The following is a 19955-nucleotide window of genomic DNA, read 5'->3' on the forward strand; positions in this document are numbered from 1 at the left end:
GGCGGCGGTGTAACGGATCGGGTTGCTCGAGACGACAGGATGATTGCGGCTGTCCGCCGCGATCATCGGTACATTTGTGGGACTGCCTCGGTAACCGCCAGGGGCGGACTCGCCGGGTCGGATAGGGCTCCAAGTTGAAGTTGTGCGGGGATTGAACGCCGAAGAGATACGTTCATTTCCGCTTTCGCATGCCCAACTCGGTATCTGGCATGCGCAGCAGATTGCTGCCGACGCACCGATCACCATCTCCCAGTACGTCGAAATCAAGGGACCCTTCGACCCGGAGTTGCTCGCCGCGGTCGGCGTGACCGCGACGCACGAGTTCGGATCCCCGATGCTGCGGATCGTGGAAACCGATTCCGGTCCGCGTCAGATCGTCGACAAGACGCTCGCCTCGTCGTCAGCGCAGCTCGACTTCCGTGGCCATACGGACCCGGTCGAAGCAGGTCTTGCATGGATGCGCGAGGAGTCGGCCGCTCCGCTGGACATCGTTCGCGACCGACTCTGCGTCAACGCGATATTGCGGGTCGGCGACGACCACTACTTCTGGTTCTCCCGGATCCACCACATTGCGCTCGACGGGTTCGGCGCGATGAACGCGATGAACCGCTCCGCCGAGCTGTACACCGCACTGGTCTCCGGGACAGCGGCGCCGGCGACCCGTGCAAGCCCGCTCGAAGTGCTTGTCGACGAGGAAGCCCGCTACCGGGAGTCGACCCGATTCCTGTCCGACGGTGAGCACTGGGCGCAGCAGACCGCCGAGTTCCCCGGTCCGGTCACCTTGTCGCGATCGAATCGGGCGGGCCTCGCAGCCGGGTCGCTGATCTGCAGCGACGGCATGTCCGACGACTTCGACCGCGCGCTCGAACGGCTGAACACGACTCCGGCGCCGTTGCTCGTCGCCGCTTTCGCAGCGTTCCTGGCGCGGATGACCGCCGTCGACGACGTCGTGCTGAGCCTGCCCGTATCGGCGCGCACCTCGTTCGCCCTACGCCGGTCCGGCGGCATGGTGTCGAACGTCGTACCGCTGCGACTGCGAGTCGACCGCGACACCACGGTCGACGGCTTGGTCGCGGATGCCCAGACGGCGTTGGTCGGCGCCCTGCGTCATCAGCGCTACCGCCACGAGGACATCCGCAAGGATGCTGGTCTCGCGCAGCGAGACATGTTCGGTCCGGTTGTGAACATCATGATGTTCCACTCGGAGATCAAGCTCGGCGACGTCGTCGGCAGGCTGCACGTGCTCTCGACCGGTCCCGTCGAGGACCTCGCGGTCAATCTGTATCCCGCCGTTGCCGGTGAACACACGCACATCGACTTCGAGGCGAACCCGTACCGCTACGACCACGCCGAACTGCGCGCTCACCACAGCCGGTTCCTGCAGTTCTTCGAGCGATTCGTCGCTGCGCGCGGTTCCGATCCGGTGCTGGCCGTCGACCTGCTCGACGAGACCGAGCTCGCCCTTGTCGCGCCCGTGCGCGGCGAGGCTGCGTCATCGCCGCGAACCCTCGCGCGGATCTTCGCGGATGCCGCGGCCGATCGACCCGACGCCATCGCCCTCGCCGAAGGTTCGACCGTGGTCTCGTACCGGCAGCTCGACGGTTGGTCGAATCACTTGGCGCGCGAGCTCATCGAGCGCGGCGCGGGTCCTGAAACGTTCGTCGCGGTGGCGATCCGTCGCTCGATCGCGTCGGTCGTCGCGGTGTGGGCCGTCGCAAAATCGGGCGCTGCGTTCGTGTCGGTCGACCCGGATTATCCGGCTGAGCGCGTCGGCTTCATGATCGCCGATTCGAACGCGGTTCTCGGGCTCACATCGGCCGCCGACCTGGAGAACTTGCCAGGCAATGTCTCGTGGCACGTCGTGGACCCCGCCGAATGGCATGACGCCGTGCCGGCGGAGCCTGTTCTGCAACCGGTGCGCATCGATTCGGTCGCCTACCTCGTCTACACCTCCGGCTCGACTGGACGGCCGAAGGGCGTAGCCGTTTCGCACTCCGGACTCGCGAACTTTGCCGCCGATCAGCAGCGGCGCTACCGGACGTCGGGTGAGTCGCGGATTCTGCACGTGTCGTCGCCCAGCTTCGACGCGTCGGTGTTCGAGTACCTGCTTGCGTTCGGCGTCGGCGCGACCCTCGTCGTCGCTCCGGGCGATGCGTTCGGCGGTGCCGCACTCCACAGCCTCGTTGCGGCACAGCGCGTCTCGCATGCGTTCATCACGCCTGCCGCGCTGGCCTCGGTCGCTCCCGAGGGGCTCGACTGCCTGACCGACCTCGTAGTCGGCGGTGAGGTCGTGCCCGCCGAGTTGGTGGACCGATGGGCCGAGGCAGGCCGGCGCGTATTCGTCGCATACGGCCCGACCGAGACGACCATCATGACGACGATCAACCCGCCGCACCGGCCCGGGGATACGCCGCTGATCGGCGGACCGATCCAGGGGACCCGAGCGGTTGTCCTCGACTCGTATCTGCGGCCGGTGCCGATCGGCGTTCCGGGGGAGCTCTACATCTCGGGCGTCGGTGTCGCACGCGGCTATCACCGACGTGGGGCGTTGACGGCGTCTCGATTCGTCGCCGATCCATGGGGTGCGGCGGGCGCCCGGATGTACCGGACCGGCGACATCGTCGCCTGGACGCCCGGCCTGACGCTCCAATTCATCGGGCGCACGGACGAACAGGTCAAGTTGCGCGGCCTGCGAATCGAACTCGGTGAGATCGATGCGGCGCTTGCGGCGCATCCTTCGGTGGGCTTCGGCGCGACCGTCCTGCGCACCTCGAGCCGTGGCGAACAGGCGCTCGTTGCCTACGTCTGCCCCAGACACGAATGCAGTATCGACACAGTCGAGCTGGCGGCGCATCTGCACAGGATTCTGCCTGCGCACGAAGTGCCCGCCCATATCGTCGAACTCGATTACATCCCGCTGACGCCGGTCGGAAAACTCGATCGCAAGGCCCTGCCGGAACCGACGTACGCGGCCGAGTACCAAGAGCCGCGCACGCCCGTCGAGCACCTGCTCGCCGAGACGGTGGCGGACATCGTCGGCGCAACCGCGGTCGGCCGCGACGACAACTTTTTCGCACTCGGCGGAAACTCGCTTTCAGCAACACAATTGGCAGCACGCGCAGCCGCCGCACTCGGCGCCGAGCTGACAGTTCGCGACATCTTCGAAGCGCCTACCGTCGCCGCTCTGGCGGTCCGAGCAGCGGCGCGTACCGAACGATCGAGCTCACCGCGTTTGGTGAGCGGTGTGCGCCCGAGTGTGGTCCCGCTGTCACCGGCGCAGCAACGTCTGTGGTTCCTGAACCGGCTCGATCCGGCGTCGCCGGGGAGCAACATCCCCATTGCGCTGCGGCTGCGCGGACTACTGGACGCGGATGCCCTCGACGCAGCGATCCGCGACGTGCTCGTGCGGCACGAGGCACTGCGCACCCGGTATCCGGACACCGACGACGGTCCGCGTCAAGTCGTCCTCGATGCGGATGTGTTTGCGCTGCAGCGCAGTACGTGCGCCGAAGCCGAGCTGGATGACCGGCTGCTGGCATTCGCCGCGCACGGTTTCGACCTCGAGACCGAGCTTCCGGTGCGCGCACTGCTACTCGGCGTCACTGCGGAATACCACGCGCTTGCCGTTGTCGTGCACCATGTTTCGGCCGACGGCTGGTCGATGGGTCCGCTGGCGCGCGATATCGCGCTGGCCTACGCTGCCCGGACCGCCGGCGGCGGACCGCAGTGGGCGCCGCTGCCGGTGCAGTACGCGGACTACACGCTGTGGCATCGCGAACTGCTCGGCGACGAGAGCAACCCGGCAACGGTGGGCGCCAAGCAGATCGACTACTGGCGACAGACCCTGGCGGGGCTCCCGGACGAGGTCCAGCTGCCGACGGATCGCGCCCGGCCGACGGCCCCGACATCTCGTTGCGGGCAAGTCGAATTCGACATCAATGCCGGTACTCATGCGCGCCTGCTCGCGTTGGGACGCAGCCACGACGCGACGCTGTTCATGGTCGTCCACTCGGCGTTGGTGGTGTTGCTCAACCGGCTGGGCGCGGGCGACGACATCGCGATCGGAACGCCGATTGCCGGCCGCGGAGAACGTGGCCTCGACGATCTTGTCGGGATGTTCGTCAACACCCTGGTCCTGCGCACGTTGCCCGAACCCGGCGAGTCGTTCGCCCGGTTGCTCGAATCCTGCAGGGCGGCAGACCTCGCCGCATTCTCCAACGCAGACGTTCCGTTCGAGCGTCTCGTGGAAGTGCTGAACCCGGTTCGGTCGGCGGCTCGACATCCGTTGTTCCAGGTGCTGCTCGCGCTGCAGAACCTCGACCCGGCGCACCTGGAGTTGCCCGGCCTGTCGGTCGCGGTCGACGAGATCGATACGGCGTTGTCGCCGTTCGATCTTCACCTGACTCTGGTCGAGGCGCGCGCAGCCGACGGCGCGCCGGCCGGTCTTGCCGCGCGACTGCGCTACGCGAAAGACCTCTTCGACGAGGCGACGGCCATCGGCTTCGTCGCTACCTTCGGCCGGATTCTCGACGCCGTCCTGGCCGACCCCGCCGCTCCGATCGGTGACATCGCAATCTGCGACGCGGCCGAGCTCGACGCGTTACTCGTCGAGCCGAACGCGACTGCAGTCGAACTGCCGGACCTGACCCTGGCCGACCTGTTCGACGCGCAGGTCCAGCGCAGTCCCGATGCGATCGCAGTCGTGTACGAGGGTGCTGCGCTCACGTACGCAGAATTCGACGCGACGGCAAACAGGCTGGCGCGCAAGCTGATTGCCTCCGGCGTCGGCACGGAGTCGCGGGTGGGCCTCGCGCTCGCGCGATCCGTCGAGCTGCTGATCGGCATGTACGCCGTCGTGAAGGCCGGTGCCGCGTACGTGCCGATCGATCCGGATCAGCCGATCGAGCGGACTCGCTACGTCGTCGATACCGCCGAATGCGAATGCGTACTGACTGCCGGTGCCGTGGCCCTGGACCTCGCGCTGCCGACCTACGCGATCGACCGCCTCGACCTTTCCGGATTCAGCCCGGCGCCCGTTACCGATACCGACCGGGTGCGCAGGCTGCGCTCGGCGAACACCGCCTACGTCATCTTCACCTCCGGTTCGACCGGGCGGCCGAAGGGTGTCGAGGTGTCGCATCGGTCGGCCGCAAACCTGTTGTGCTGGATGCAGACCGACCTGCCGATCACCGCCGACGACCGCGTCGTCTTCAAAGCCCCGGTCACCTTCGACGTGTCCGTGTGGGAATGCTTCGGTGTCCTGGGCGTCGGCGGTCGGCTGGTCGTGCTCGCGCCCGACGGCCACCTCGACCCCGCGCACCTGATGGCGGTGATCGAGCGCGAGCACGTCACGATCGCCGAGTTCGTACCCACGATGCTGGATGCGCTGCTGTCGATGCCCGAGTTCGAACTGCCGGCGAGCTTGCGCATGATCTACGTCGGCGGTGAAGCGATCTCGCCCGCAACCGCGCGGCAGGTGACCGGTCGCGGCCTCCGGCTCGGCAACTTCTACGGCCCCACCGAGGTTGCGGTCACGGCGACGTACTTCGAGATTGCTCCTGCTGCACCGTATTCGGTCATGCCGATCGGCCGGCCAGTGTGGAACACGACAAGCTTCGTGCTCGACGAACGGTTGCATCCGGTGCCGCCGGGAGTACCGGGAGAGCTGTATCTCGGCGGTGTCCAACTCGCGCGCGGCTACGCGAACCGGGCCGACCTGACGGCGGACCGATTCGTCGCGAATCCGTTCGACGGATCGGGCACACGGCTGTATCGCACCGGCGACCTCGTCAAGTGGAATTCGGCGGGCGAACTGATCTATCTGGGGCGTACCGACTTCCAGGTGAAGTTGCGCGGCCTGCGAATCGAACTGGGCGAGATAGAAATCGCACTGCTCGCCGTGCCCGGCGTCGCACAGGCGGTGGTTCTCGTCCGGGACGACGGCTCCCACGGCGAGCGCCTGGTCGGCTATCTCGTGCCTGCCGCCGACCGCGTTCTCGACGTCGCCGACATCCGCCGGGCCCTTGCCACACGGTTGCCCGCGTACATGGTCCCCACCGATTTCGTCGTGCTGTCCGCACTGCCGATCGGTTCCGCGGGCAAGCTGGACCGGAATGGGTTGCCTGCGCCCGACCACGCGCCCGTTCCGTACCGCGCGCCGCGAACACCGGTCGAGCAGATCGTCGCCGAAGTTCTGATCGAGGTTCTCGGTCTGCATCAGGTCGGTCTGGACGACGAATTCTTCGCCCTCGGCGGCAATTCGCTTGTCGCTATTCGGGTTGCGGCACGCATTTCGGCTGCGCTGGGTGCCGCTGTGCCGGTGCGTGCGCTGTTCGAGGCCACGACGGTCGGTCAGCTTGCCGACCAGATCGAACTGGTGAGCGCGGGCGGCCATGCGCGTCCCGTGCTCGTAGCGCACGAGCGGCCCGAGCGTGCACCGCTGGCGCCGGCTCAGCAGCGGATCTGGTTCCTGAATCGACTCGAACCCGAAGGCGCGCGTTACAACATCCCGTTGGCAGTGCGGTTCACCGGCCACCTCGACGTCCCCACCCTGGGCGCCGCCGTCCACGACCTGCTGGAGCGCCACGAGTCGTTGCGCACCGTATACCCGGAATCCGTTTCGGGGCCGTATCAATCGGTCCACAGTGCCGAACCGCAGTCCCTGGAACCGGTTTTCGTGGCCGCCGACGAACTCGGGGCACACCTGCAGCGTTTTGCCGCACGGGGATTCGATGTCACGACTGACATGCCAGTGCGCGCCGCCCTGTTCCGGCTCGCTGCCGACGACCATGTGCTCGCGCTCGTCATGCATCACATCGCGTCGGACGGAATGTCGATCGTCCCGCTGGCGGCAGACCTTGTCAGGGCTTTCTCAGCACGCGCCGAAGGGTATGCGCCCCAGTGGGTTCCGCTGCCGGTCCAGTACGCCGACTATGCCGTGTGGCAGCACGAACTGCTCGGCAGCGAGACGGACACCGAATCGCTCGCCACCCGCCAACTCGACTACTGGGCCCGTGCGCTCGACGATCTACCCGGTCGCACTGAGTTGCCCGCCGACCGGCAACGGCCGCCGAATCCCACCCAGCACGGCGAGTCGGTCGGGTTCGACATTCCCGGCGAGCTGGTCGTCGGAATTGCGGCGCTCGCCGACGACCATCACGTCAGCCAGTTCATGGTGGTACACGCCGCGCTCGCAGTCTTGTTGCGCCGGTACGGAACCACCGACGACGTCGTGGTCGGCACTGCCGTGTCGGGTCGCGGCGACGCTGCCCTCGACGGACTCGTCGGAATGTTCGTCAACACACTCGCTCTGCGCGTTGCCGTCGAACCGGAAGCAACCTTCACCGCCGTTCTCGAACGAGCGCGCGACGCCGTGCTCGGCGCTCTCGGGCACAGCGACATCCCGTTCGACAAGGTCGTCGAAGTGCTCGACCCACCCCGCGAGCGTGGCGTTCACCCCTTCTTTCAGGTGGCGTTGCTCTTCGACGATGCCGGTTTGACCGAGTTCGACCTGCCGGGTGTGCACACACGCGTCGAGCACATCGATCCGCATGTTGCTAAGTTCGACCTGCAGCTGACGATCGTGCCCCAGCCCGGTGGTGCGGTCCGTGGCGTTCTCACCTATGCCACAGAGCTTTTCGACGAGTCGACGGCACAATCCGTCATCGACCGCTTCCTGCGGATCCTGTCGTCGGTGGTCGCCGACTCGACCGCAACGGTCGGCGACATCGCCATCCTCGACGAGGACGAGATAGCTGCACTCGCACCGGTGCGCGGTCCTGATTCGACGTCGTCGCGGCTGCTCCCGGACGTCTTGGCCGCAGGCGCCGCGAAGAATCTCGACGCGGTGGCAGTGCTGTTCGATGGTGCCGAACTTCGCTATCGGCAGCTCGACGAGCGATCGAATCGACTGGCGCGCTTGCTGATCGACGACGGCGTCGGGCCCGAGTCCTGCGTCGCACTCGCTATGTCGAGGTCGATCGAATTCATCGTCGCGGTATGGGCTGTCACCAAGACCGGAGCGGCATTCGTGCCCATCGACGTGCGGCAGCCGGTCGACCGCATCGCGCACATTCTCGCGCAGTCCGGGGCGGGCCAAGGCTTCCGGTCGGGTTCGGGGACACCCCTTCCCGAGTCGCTGCGCTGGTTCGACGTTGCAGAAGCCGAGGAACTGGCCGCAGGTAACGAGAGCTCGCACGTGCCCGCAGCCGACCGCGGACTGACCGCCGACCACGTTGCCTACGTGATTTTCACGTCCGGATCGACCGGGCTGCCCAAGGGCGTCGCTGTCACACACAGCGGACTCGCGAACCTCGTCGACGAGCAGCTGTCCAGGTTCGGCGTCAGCGCGGATTCGCGAGTCCTGCACGCTGCATCCCCGAGCTTCGATGCCGCGGTATTCGAACTGCTGATGGCGTTCGGCGCGGGTGCCACGCTCGTCGTGTCACCGGCCGATGTGATCGGCGGGGCCGAGCTGGCCGGCGTGATCGCGGACGGCAAGGTGACTCATGCCGTTCTCACGCCCGCCGTGCTCGGATCCGCAGACCATCGCGGTCTCGATCACCTGGAAACAGTCGTCGTCGCGGGCGATGTGTGCCCGCCCGAACTGGTCGCCCGCTGGGCACCGGGCAGGCGAATGTTCAACGCCTACGGACCGACCGAAACCACGGTGTGGGCGACGGTGACCACACCGCTGGCGGTGGGCGCTACCGTCGCGATCGGTGCGCCGATTCGCGGCTTCGACGCCCTGGTCCTCGATTCGCGGCTGCATCCGGTTGCGCCCTGCGTCGTCGGCGAGTTGTATCTCGCCGGTCCGGCACTTGCGCGCGGATACGTGGGTCAGCCCGGCCGGTCGGCGGACCGGTTCGTGGCGAATCCGTATTCAGGCGGCGACGGCAGGATGTATCGCACGGGCGACCTCGTCCGGTGGCTGCCGGGCGGCGATCTCCAGTTCGTCGGACGCACCGACTTCCAGGTCAAGATCCGTGGCCTGCGAATCGAACTGGGTGAAATCGACACCGCGCTCGGTGCTGCGCCCAATGTCGAATTCGCTGTCACGATCGGCTATTCGGCGGGCGGGCACACCCAACTCGTCGCCTACGTTCTGCCACTGCCGGGCGCCGCGGTCGACGCCGTCGGACTCCGCGCCTGGCTGCGCCGGGTGCTGCCTGCCTACATGGTTCCGGCGGTCGTCGTGCCACTGCGTGAAGTACCGCTGACTCCGGTCGGCAAGCTCGACCGCAACGCGCTGCCGGTGCCCGACTTCGGGGCTTCCGCGCGCAGCTACCGCGCGCCGGAATCACAGCTCGAGATCGTCGTCGCGAGTGTGTTCGGTGATGTGACCGGGACGGGCCGCGTCGGTCTGGACGACGACTTCTTCGAACTCGGTGGCAACTCGTTGTCCGCGACGCAGGTGGTCGCCCGCATCAGGGCCGAACTGGGCCGCCATGTGCCCGTCCGTGTCGTGTTCGACGCTCCGACTGTCGCCGAATTCGCCGCCGCGATAGAACCGATCGCGCGGACCGACCGTCCCGCGCTTGCCGTCGGTGCCCGGCCGGAGCGAATTCCACTCTCTCCGGCTCAGCTTCGAATGTGGTTCCTCAATCGGATCGATCCGGCGTCGGCAGCCAGCAATCTGCCGCTCGCGCTGCGCCTGGTCGGCGACCTCGACACCGACGCGCTGCAACTGGCCATCGGCGACGTCATCGAGCGCCACGAAGCTTTGCGGACCATCTATCCTGACGCCGCGGTCGGCCCGCAGCAGGTCGTGTTACCGGCCGATCGCGTTGTGCCGAGGCTGGTTGCGATCGATTCGGATCGGAATTCGGTGCGGCGGGAGATCGCCGAAACGGCGCTGCGGGGCTTCGATATCACTGCCGAAGTGCCCCTGCGCGCCAGGCTGTTCCGTGTCGAGGCGGACGAATACGTCCTCGCGATCGTTGTGCATCACATCTGCGCCGACGGGTGGTCGCTCGGACCCCTCGCGCGTGATGTGAGCGTCGCGTACGCGGCACGGTCCCGCGGCGAGGCACCGGCGTGGGTGCCGCTGCCGGTGCAGTACGCCGACTACAGCGTGTGGCACAGAGTTGCCATCGGCAACGACGACGACCCGGCTTCGACGACCGCCCAGCAGGCACGCTACTGGCTGCGCCAGCTCGCGGGTGTTCCCGAACAGCTCGACCTCCCGACCGACCGGCCCCGTCCGGCAGTGCAGAGTTACGCCGGGCACACCGTGCGTTTCGCGATTGCGCCGCAGACCCACGACGGCATTCTCGACTTTGCCGTGCGGCACCGAGCTTCACCGTTCATAGTCACGCACGCCGCACTAGCCGTGCTGCTCGCACGGCTCACCAGCACGGGGGACATCGCGATCGGCGCACCGATCGCCGGGCGGGGTGAACCGGAACTCGACGAGCTGATCGGCATGTTCGTCAACACGCTCGTGCTGCGGACGGAGATCGATCCGTCGAAGGGGTTCGCCGAGGTTCTGGCGGCAGTGCGAGACGTCGACCTGACCGCATTCGGCAACAGTGACCTCCCGTTCGAGCGGCTCGTCGAGTTGAAGAACCCGGCGCGGTCGACCGCGCGCCACCCGCTCTTCCAGGTGGCGCTCACCTATCAGAACCTGCCGCACGTCGAGGTCACGCTGCCCGGACTGCGGCTGTCCCAGGTGCAAACCGATCTGGCCGTTGCGAAGTTCGATCTGCATCTGACGCTCGAAAGCCGCTACGACGCCAACGGCATACCGGAGCGCATCGACGGTTCCTTGACGTATGCGACGGACCTGTTCGACGAATCGACCGTTGCCGGTTTCGCGAAGCTCTACACCGACCTTCTCGCGCGACTGCTTCGCCATCCGCTGCTTCCGGTCGGGGATTTCGACATCGTCGGCGACAGCGATCGCGACCGGCTGCTGGTCGCGCAGAACGCAACCACGCGAACGCTTGCCGCGTCGACCCTCGCGGACGCTCGGCCCCGCACGGCCGAGGACGACACAGCTCTCGTGTTCGGCGCGGAGGTCGTCAGCTACGGCGAATTCGATCGTCGCGCAAATCGATTGGCGCGGGCCCTGATTGCGCGTGGCGCGGGTCCCGAGACGGTTGTGGCCGTCGCGATCCGCCGTTCGGTCGATCTGATCGTGGCGATCCACGGGATCGTGAGAGCCGGTGCCGCATACGTTCCGATCGATCCGGGTCAGCCCGCGGCGCGGACCGCGTACGTTCTCGACACGGCGGCGCCGTCGGTTGTGCTCACGACTTCGGAGGCGTCCGAATTCGCGGGCTACGAGGTCTTGCGCGTCGACGACTCAGCAATGCTCGAAGGTTTCGAATCCGCGCCTGTGACCGATGCCGATCGCCGGCTGCCGCTGCACCCGGCGAACACGGCGTACGTGCTCTTCACCTCCGGTTCGACCGGGCGGCCGAAGGGCGTCGCCGTGTCGCATGCGGCGATCGGCAACCGGCTGGCGTGGATGCAGGACGAGTATTCGCTGACCGCGTCGGACGCGGTGCTGCAGAAGACGCCGATGACCTTCGACGTGTCGGTCTGGGAGTTGTTCTGGCCGTTGCAGGTCGGTGCCAGACTGGTCATCGCTGCACCCGACGGTCACCAGGATCCCGCCTACCTCGCGCGCTTGATCACCGAGCAGTCGGTCACGACGGTGCATTTCGTACCCTCGATGCTTGCCGTCTTTGCGGCCGAAGCTGCTGCCCGGCAATGCCATTCGCTAACCCGTATTTTTGCGTCCGGTGAAGCGCTGCCCGCCTCGGTCGCGATGCTCGCGCAAGAGATGTTGCCGCACAGCGCATTGCACAATCTGTACGGACCCACCGAGGCCGCGATCGACGTGACCTATCACCCCGTCGGACCCGTGGCCGCCGCTACTGTCCCGATCGGTATGCCGGTCTGGAACACCCGGGTCTACGTGCTGGACTCGCGCCTGCACGCCGTCCCGACCGGCGTGGTCGGCGAGCTGTACCTTGCCGGGGACCAGTTGGCGCGCGGCTACCTCGGCAGCCCGGATCTGACCGCCGACCGGTTCGTTGCCAACCCGTTCGGACCGGGCAGGTTGTACCGGACAGGCGATCTGGTGCGGTGGAACCGTGACCACGAACTCGAATACGTGGGGCGCACGGACTTTCAGGTCCAGCTGCGCGGTCAGCGAATCGAACTCGGTGAGGTCGAAGCGGTCCTCGGCGCAGTTGCCGGTGTTCTGCAGGCCGTGGCCGTCGTACGCTCCGAGCAGTTGGTCGGGTACGTCGTCGGGTCGGAGATCGATCCAACGGCAGTCCTCGAAGCCGCGCGCCGGGTGCTGCCGGCCTACATGGTGCCCGCGCACGTCGTCGCACTCGACGCGCTGCCGCTGACGTCGAACGGCAAGCTCGACCGTGCGGCGCTACCCGCCCCGACCGGCACCCAGCGGCCGTACCGCGCACCCGAGACCCCGCTCGAAACGGCCATCGCCGACGCGTTCGCCGAGTTGCTCGGGGTCGAGCGAGTCGGGTTGGACGACGACTTCTACGCTCTCGGCGGCAATTCGCTGCTTGCCGCGCGTGCCGTCGCGCGCATCCGCGATGTTGCTGCGGTGGACCTGCCGCTGCTGTGGTTCTTCGCGGACCCGAATCCCGGCTCGCTTGCGCGCCGCGCACTCGCGGCAGGCACCCTGTCGGAAAGCGCACTTGCAGAGGATGATTCAGCACTCGGTGTCCTGCTGCCGTTACGCGGCGGCAGCAACGAGCCGCTTTTCTGCGTCCACCCGGTGGTCGGGCTGTCCTGGTGCTACGCCGGAATGACCGCACAGCTGAACCACGACCGGCCGGTGTACGGACTCCAGTCCCCGGTGATCACCGAACCTGACATCGGTAGCCCGAGCATCGAGCAACTGACCGATCGCTACGTCCGCGAAATTCGGGCCACCCAGCCCGAGGGTCCGTATCGCCTGCTCGGCTGGTCGCTGGGCGGGGTGATCGCGCATGCGATCGCGGTACGGCTGCAGCGCGAAGGTGCGCAGGTGTCGTTCCTTGCGATGCTCGACAGCGGCTTCGGCGCGGGGTTGGACGCAGCGGGGCTGGACGCAGCGGGGTTGGACGCAGCGGGGCTGGACGCGGGGAAGTTGGACGCAGCGGCGTCGGACACCGCCGTCGCGGCGCAGGATCGACTGCCGCGGGCCCGCGACCTGCTCGACGGTCTCGGCCTGGACCTGGGCACGGCGGTCGATCTGATCGATGCGCTCACGCTCGACGCAGTTGCGCCGACAGCAGGCCGCCTCGCGGAGCTTCTGGCTGCACTGCCCGGCAGCTACAGCGGCCTCACACGGGAACGAATCGAGCGGATGATCGTGGCGGCAAGCGGATCCGCGGATGCGATTCGCTCGCACAGCCCCGGGGTATACGAGGGCGATGTTGTGTTCTTCACTGCGATCGAGGACGATCCCAGCGGGACGCGATTGGCGGATCTCTGGCGCCCGTTCGTCAGCGGTGCGGTCCGCAACCATGCGGTGCCGGCAGATCACTGGCGAATGATGTCAGCGGCTGCGACGTCGACGATCGCTCCGATCGTCGAAGCGGAATTGTCCGGTGAATTGATGAAGGTGGGAAACGACTATGCATCGTGACAGGCTGCTCCGGCGCAAGAACCGGTTGGCTCGTTTTGTGAGTCTCGGGCTCATCGGAGCGCTCGCCATGCTGTGGCCTGCGGCGTCGGCGGGCGCTGCACCGACGCCGAATGCGCCGGGCGTGGTCGAGGTCTACGTCTACTCGCCGGCGATGGCGAAGAACATTCTGCTCAGGGTGATTCCGTCCCGGAGTTCCGGTTCACCGACGCTGTATCTCCTGAACGGTGCCGCCGGTGGTGAAGAGGCGCCGTGGGACTGGCTCGAGCACACCGACGTCGTCAATTTCCTCTCCGACAAAGACACCAATGTCGTGATCCCGATCGGCGGGCGCGAAAGCTACTACACCGACTGGATTGCCGACGACCCCGTTCTCGGCCGCAACAAGTGGCGGACCTTCCTCACCCAAGAGTTGCCGCCGATCATCGATTCGATGTTCTCGACCAACGGCCGGAATGCGATTGCCGGACTCTCCATGTCGGGAACCGCGGTGCTTGCCCTGGCGGAATCGGCGCCCGGACTGTATCGCAGCGTCGCGTCCTACAGCGGTTGCGCAGGCACCAGCGATCCGATCGGCCGTGCGTATGTGACGGCAGTGGTCGAGGGGCGCGGCGGCGGCAACGTCGCGAATATGTGGGGTCCGCCGAACAGTCCGCTGTGGGTCGAAAACGATGCGTTGATCAACGCGGAGAAACTGCGGGGGACCGCGCTCTACATCTCGGCGGGCAACGGTCTGGCAGGTCCGCACGACAACCTCGCCGGCCGCAATGTCGGGGGAGATCCTGTCTTCCTGGCCCAGCAGCTCGTGGTCAGCGGCACGATCGAGGCGGCCATCAATCAGTGCACGCAGAACCTGCGCGCGCGACTCGACGGTCTCGGCATTCCCGCGCAGTACAACTTCCGCCCCGCCGGCACGCATTCGTGGGACTACTGGCAGGACGACCTCCACACGTCCTGGCCGCTCATTGCGAACTCCCTGCGTTGACGAGGAGTCGCTGAGCCCCCGCTACGCTGGTAGCCATGTCTGTACGAACCACGTTGGCGCCCGGCACTTTGTCGCCGATCCGTACCGTCCCGAAGCGGATCGAGCGGCCCGAGTACGTATGGAAGGCGACGGCCAAAGAGGGTAGTGAGCCGTGGGTCCAGACGCCGGAAACCATCGAGGCCATGCGAGTCGCGAGCAGGATTGCGGCCCGCGCGCTGCAGGAGGCCGGCAAGGCCGTGGCGCCCGGTGTGACGACCGACGAACTCGACCGGATCGCACACGAGTACATGCTCGACCACGGTGCGTACCCGTCGACGCTGGGCTACAAGGGTTTCGAGAAGTCGTGCTGCACATCGCTGAACGAAGTGATCTGCCACGGCATACCCGACTCGACGGTGATCCAGGACGGTGACATCGTCAACATCGACGTCACCGCGTACATCGGCGGCGTGCACGGCGACACGAACGCGACTTTCCTCGCGGGCAACGTGTCGGAGGAGAATCGCCTACTCGTCGAGCGCACACACGAGGCGACGATGCGGGCGATCAAGGCCGTCAAGCCCGGCCGGGCCCTCAACGTGATCGGCCGGGTCATCGAGGCGTACGCGAACAGGTTCGGCTACGGCGTGGTCAAGGACTTCACCGGCCACGGCATCGGAACCACCTTCCACAATGGGCTCGTGATCCTGCACTACGACAAGCCCGAGGTCGCGACGATCATCGAACCGGGGATGACGTTCACGATCGAGCCGATGATCAATCTCGGAACCATCGACTACGAGATCTGGAACGACGGCTGGACGGTCGTCACCCGGGACCGCAAGTGGACCGCGCAGTTCGAGCACACCCTCGTCGTCACCGAGACCGGCGCTGAAATCCTGACACTGCCTTGACAGATGCCCTGCTTGTAGCGGGATGCACCTCGGACGCCGGCAAGAGCGTTGTCGTCGCAGGCCTGTGCCGAATGCTTGCGCGCCAAGGCGTTTCGGTGGCGCCGTTCAAAGCGCAGAATATGTCGAACAATTCGGTGGTCACGCTCGACGGCGGCGAGATAGGGCGAGCGCAGGCGTTGCAGGCACAGGCGTGCGGACTGGAGCCGAGCGTTCGGTTCAACCCCGTATTGCTGAAACCGGGCAGCGATCGGCGCTCTCAGTTGGTCGTGCGCGGCAAAGCGGTCGGGACGGTCGGTGCGCGCGACTACATCGAGCATCGAACCGAATTGCGTGCGGTTGTCGCGGCCGAGTTGGCAAGTCTGCGTTCGGAGTTCGACATGGTGATCTGCGAGGGCGCCGGCTCGCCCGCTGAGATCAACCTCCGAGCGACCGATCTTGCGAACATGGGTTTGGCGCAGGCCGCGTCGTTGCCCGTGATCGTGGTCGGCGACATCGACCGCGGGGGAGTGCTTGCACATCTCTACGGCACGCTCGCGGTCCTCGACCCTGCCGACCAGGCGTTGATCAAGGGTTTCGTGATCAACAAGTTCCGCGGCGACGTCTCGCTGCTCGAACCGGGCCTGGAACGGTTGCGCGAGTTGACCGGTCGGCCGACGTTCGGCGTCATCCCGTATTCCGATGAGTTGTGGATCGACGCGGAAGACTCGTTGGGGACCGTCGGCGATGCAGCGGTCGGCCGACCGGGCCGGCCCGTCGGGTCCGACTGGTTGACCGTGGCGGCCATTCGTTTGCCGCGAGTCTCCAACTCGACCGATGTCGAGGCCCTGGCCTGTGAGCCGGGTGTTGCGGTCCGCTGGGTCACCGAACCATCGCGACTGCTCGACGTCGACCTCGTCGTCGTGCCGGGTAGCAAGTCGACCGTGACCGACCTGGACTGGCTGCGGCGCAGCGGAATTGCGGACGCGATCGGCAAGCGGGCCGCGGCCGGAAAACCCGTGCTCGGAATCTGCGGTGGCTACCAGATGCTGGGCAGGTGCATCGTCGACGATGTCGAGTCCGCCGCCGGACGGGTCGACGGGTTGGGCTTGCTGGATCTGGAGATCCGCTTCGAGTCCGAGAAGGTGCTGGCACAGGTCGCAGGATTTGCGGACGATATCCCTGTGCGGGGCTACGAGATTCATCACGGGCGCGTTGTGCGGTCAGGAGACGGACCGCTACTACAGACCGTGGACGGCGGAGACGAGGGCAGCGTCGCGGGGTCCGTATTCGGTACCCATTGGCACGGTCTGCTGGAGAGCGACGAATTTCGCCGGAGGTTTCTTACCCGAGTCGCGGAACTCAGCGGACGGTCGGGATTCGTGGTCGCACCCGCTACATCGGTGGCGGCCGTTCGAACGGCTCAGCTGGATCTGCTTGCCGACCTCGTCGAGCAGAATCTCGACGTTGCCGCGATTCGCACCCACGCGCGCAGTTGAGGCGCGCGCAGGTGCGAAACGTCAGTGCGGACTATTCGATGACCTGGACGATGTCGCCGGGTTCGAGGTAGTCGTAGAACGCCTTCGCGCCGTCTTCGGTCATGCGGATGCAGCCATGCGACGGCAGATCTACGGGTCCGACGTGGAACGCGATGTCACCGTTGAAGAAGATTGCGTAGAACATGTCCGCGTGGTGCATGGTGCTCCAGTGATACGGCTTCTTGAACGCCACCTTGGTGATAGCGGCGGGCGTTTCGTATCCGGGCATGCCGTGCGAAATTCGGGTCGGGCCGTAGATCGTCCGGCCGTCGTCCATCAGCCAGGCTTCGTTCGTGGACTTCCGCAGGCACGCCTTGACACCCTGTGCCGTACACGGCGCCGGGGGCGGCGGCGGAGGTGGGATGATCGCCGGAATGCCGGGGATGTCGGGGCCGCCGGGCCACAGCGGCTCAGCCTGGGCCGTGGACAGCATTCCGAGCGCAACGGATGCAACACCGACTAGGACGGCGGATCGTGCCGCCCACGTGCGTAAACGATTCTTCATCAGGTTTTCGACCTCTCTACCCCGGGCCCACCACCCTGTGAAGCAATTGCAAAGGGGGAGGGGACGAACTTGACCATCAGTATGGGATCACATCCAGTGCCTGTGATCATTTCCGACGTTGGCTTCTGGGTCAAGAGTGGTGCGAGTGACAGATGGGACCATTGAGGTAACGATCTGATCGCTACCCCAGCTGTTATCGCGTGCTCACTCTCGCGTCAGATGGTGAATCCCCTCATGCCGCGAACTCGGTGACAGCGTCGATGACGCGCGCGATCTGGTCGTCGGACATTGCAGGCCAGATCGGCAACCGGGTGACGGTGGCCGAAAAACGGGCGCTGCGGGTGCACTGGACCGGTGTGCGGCCCATCTTCAAGCCTGCGGGGCTGGCATCGAGCGGCACGTAGTGGAACGGTGTCGCGATGCCGCGGCCGCGCATGTGGTTGATGAAGTCGTCGCGGACGTCTTCGGTCGGCATCCGCAGGTAGTACAGATGCGCGGTATGTTCCCGATCCGGCGGAACGAACATCTGCGCGACGTCGTTGCGGGCGGCCCACGTCGGCAGCTCGCGCGCGTAGGCGTCCCACACACGGTGCCGTCCGGCCTGAATGGTCTCGAACGCGGCGAGTTGCGCGTCGAGGACAGCCGCGTTCAACTCACTCGGCAGATAGCTCGAGCCGATGTCCTGCCAGCCGTACTTGTCGACCTGACCGCGGAGGAACCGGGCACGGTCGGTGCCCTTCTCCCGCATGATCTCGGCACGCAGCATCAGCACGTCGTCGGTGAGGAGCAGCGCGCCGCCCTCGCCGGCATGGATGTTCTTCGTGTCGTGGAAGCTCAGAGTCCCGATCGTGCCGATGGTGCCGAGCTGGCGCCCCATCCAGCTACCACCGAGCCCATGCGCATTGTCTTCGACGATCGCGATGCAGTGTTCTGCCGCGAGTTCGAGAAGCGGGCCCATATCGGCTGCCACGCCGCCGTAGTGCATGACGAAAATCGCCTTGGTGGCGTCGGTGATCGCTTCGGCTACCGCAGCGGGATCGATGTTGCCGGTCGTCTCGTCGATGTCGACGAACACGCATGTCGCGCCACGCAACGCTACCGAGGTCGCGGGTGAGGGGAACGTGAAACTCGGCAGGATCACCTCGTCGCCGGGCTGCAACTCGAGCAGCAACGCGCCGAGTTCCAGTGCATGGGTGCACGACGTCGTGAGCAAGACGTGCGGTGCACCGGTGATCTGCCGAAGCTTGCGGGTGGCCGACGCCGTGAACTTGCCGTCACCGTGGACATGAGCCGACGCGAGTACGGCCGCGAGGTTGTCGAGTTCGAACGGCGCGCGGAAAGGAACGTTGAACGGAACGTTCTGCGTGAGTGAAGCGGCGGTGGATGAAACGTCGGCAGTAATGGCTACTCGTCCTCTCCGTCAGGGCGCGGCGTGGGGGAGTCCACTGTCAAAAATAGGGGTCGGCCAGCCAAAACATGCAGCGCCACGCCGAGGTATTCGGCGATGAGACCGAGAGAGAACAGGATCGAGCCCGAGCAGAGGAGGATGGCGACGATCGTCGACGCCCAGCCTTCCGGGTCACCTTCACCGGTAAGCGCCTTCACGATGACGACCGCGGCGAGTATGCCGCCCGCCAAAGCGAGGGCGATGCCGAGCACGCTGACGATCCGCAGGCCGCGGGTGCCACTGCAGAGCACCATCTTCCAGAACAGCGAGAACAGGCGACGGTAGGTGTAGCCCGAGACCGGCCTACCCTCGGTGCGCAGTTCGATCGGCGCAGTCGCGGTCCGGCCGACCACCCAGGTCAGCGCGATGTCGAGATACACACCGGCGGCTGCCACCTGGGCGAGCTTGCGGCCGATGTCGCCGCGGATCAGCCGGTAGCTTTCGAACTGCGTGACGGCGGGGAACTGGAACAGAGTCGACAGCACCAGCTTTGCGCCGCGCGAGGTGATGTTGCGGACGAAGCCGTGCGGTGGCGAGTTGGTCGGCTTCGAGTACACGAGGTCGGCACGCTGGGCGAGCGCCGAGTCGAGGAAGTGGCCGATGAAAGCAGGATCGTGCTGCCCGTCCTCGTCGAGGGTCGCGATCCAGTCACCGCGGGATGCCGCCATACCGGCGATAGTCGCGGCGTCCTGCCCGTAGTTCCGGCTCAGCCAGACGACCTCGACGCGGTCCTTCGACTCGGCAAGCTCGGCGAGAACGACGTCGGACCGGTCGGGTCCGTTGTCGTGGACCAGGACGATTTCGTCGACCGTGAACCAGGAACCTTTCGGCGTCTCGGTCGGTCCCGCGTATTTGTCGAACTCCGAGACCAGGTTCGCAATCGTCGTCTCGCCCCGATACACCGGCACGACGACCGACACCGAATGGATTCGGTCACCCATTGGCAACACCGATCCCGGTCGACCCTGCGCGCGCAGGCGCAAAGAGCAGCAGCGGCATCGG

Annotated in this window: 7 protein-coding genes; 4 read left to right on the forward strand and 3 right to left on the reverse strand. The window is 66.4% G+C overall.

The genetic code is table 11. From position 1 onward, the window contains the following. Positions 1-142: 142 nt before the first annotated feature. From JGU72_RS09640 to JGU72_RS09655, 4 genes are read left to right on the forward strand one after another with little or no spacing between them, the layout of a single operon-like run. The gene (locus JGU72_RS09640; protein WP_199683595.1) at positions 143-13612 is read left to right on the forward strand and encodes a non-ribosomal peptide synthetase; all 13470 of its coding nucleotides are present in this window, start codon (positions 143-145) and stop codon (positions 13610-13612) included. Further along, a complete protein-coding gene (locus JGU72_RS09645; protein ID WP_199683596.1) occupies positions 13602-14594 on the forward strand; it encodes an alpha/beta hydrolase in 993 nt (330 codons plus the stop codon). Before JGU72_RS09640 ends, JGU72_RS09645 begins: the two co-directional genes overlap by 11 nt. A gap of 35 nt (positions 14595-14629) precedes the next feature. Next, positions 14630-15487, forward strand: coding sequence for a type I methionyl aminopeptidase (gene map, locus JGU72_RS09650; protein ID WP_199683597.1), 858 nt, complete (start codon positions 14630-14632; stop codon positions 15485-15487). Beyond that, complete coding sequence (locus tag JGU72_RS09655) at positions 15484-16962, forward strand: cobyric acid synthase (RefSeq protein ID WP_199683598.1); 1479 nt, start codon at positions 15484-15486, stop codon at positions 16960-16962. Before map ends, JGU72_RS09655 begins: the two co-directional genes overlap by 4 nt. Before the next feature lie 31 nt (positions 16963-16993). On the opposite strand, the gene JGU72_RS09660 is transcribed toward JGU72_RS09655, so the two are convergent. The 3 genes from JGU72_RS09660 to JGU72_RS09670 form a co-directional block, all read right to left on the reverse strand. Next, a complete protein-coding gene (locus JGU72_RS09660) occupies positions 16994-17506 on the reverse strand; it encodes a L,D-transpeptidase (RefSeq protein ID WP_199683600.1) in 513 nt (170 codons plus the stop codon). Between the two features lie 232 nt (positions 17507-17738). Then, entirely contained in the window at positions 17739-18908 is a 1170-nt protein-coding gene (gene rffA, locus JGU72_RS09665; protein WP_199684535.1) for a dTDP-4-amino-4,6-dideoxygalactose transaminase, read from the reverse strand. 2 nt (positions 18909-18910) lie between these two features. Beyond that, positions 18911-19894 carry a glycosyltransferase gene (locus JGU72_RS09670; RefSeq protein WP_199683602.1) on the reverse strand — a complete coding sequence of 328 codons (984 nt, stop codon included), beginning with the start codon at positions 19892-19894 and terminating at the stop codon, positions 18911-18913. Positions 19895-19955 lie beyond the last annotated feature (61 nt).

Source organism: Antrihabitans auranticaus, assembly GCF_016481275.1.
GTDB lineage: Bacteria > Actinomycetota > Actinomycetes > Mycobacteriales > Mycobacteriaceae > Antrihabitans.

Coding starts and splice junctions, on each gene's coding strand:
- JGU72_RS09660 (WP_199683600.1), bottom strand. CDS start 17,506: ATGAAGAATCGTTTACGCACGTGGGCGGCACGATCCGCCGTCCTAGTC.
- map (WP_199683597.1), top strand. CDS start 14,630: ATGTCTGTACGAACCACGTTGGCGCCCGGCACTTTGTCGCCGATCCGT.
- JGU72_RS09645 (WP_199683596.1), top strand. CDS start 13,602: ATGCATCGTGACAGGCTGCTCCGGCGCAAGAACCGGTTGGCTCGTTTT.
- JGU72_RS09670 (WP_199683602.1), bottom strand. CDS start 19,894: ATGGGTGACCGAATCCATTCGGTGTCGGTCGTCGTGCCGGTGTATCGG.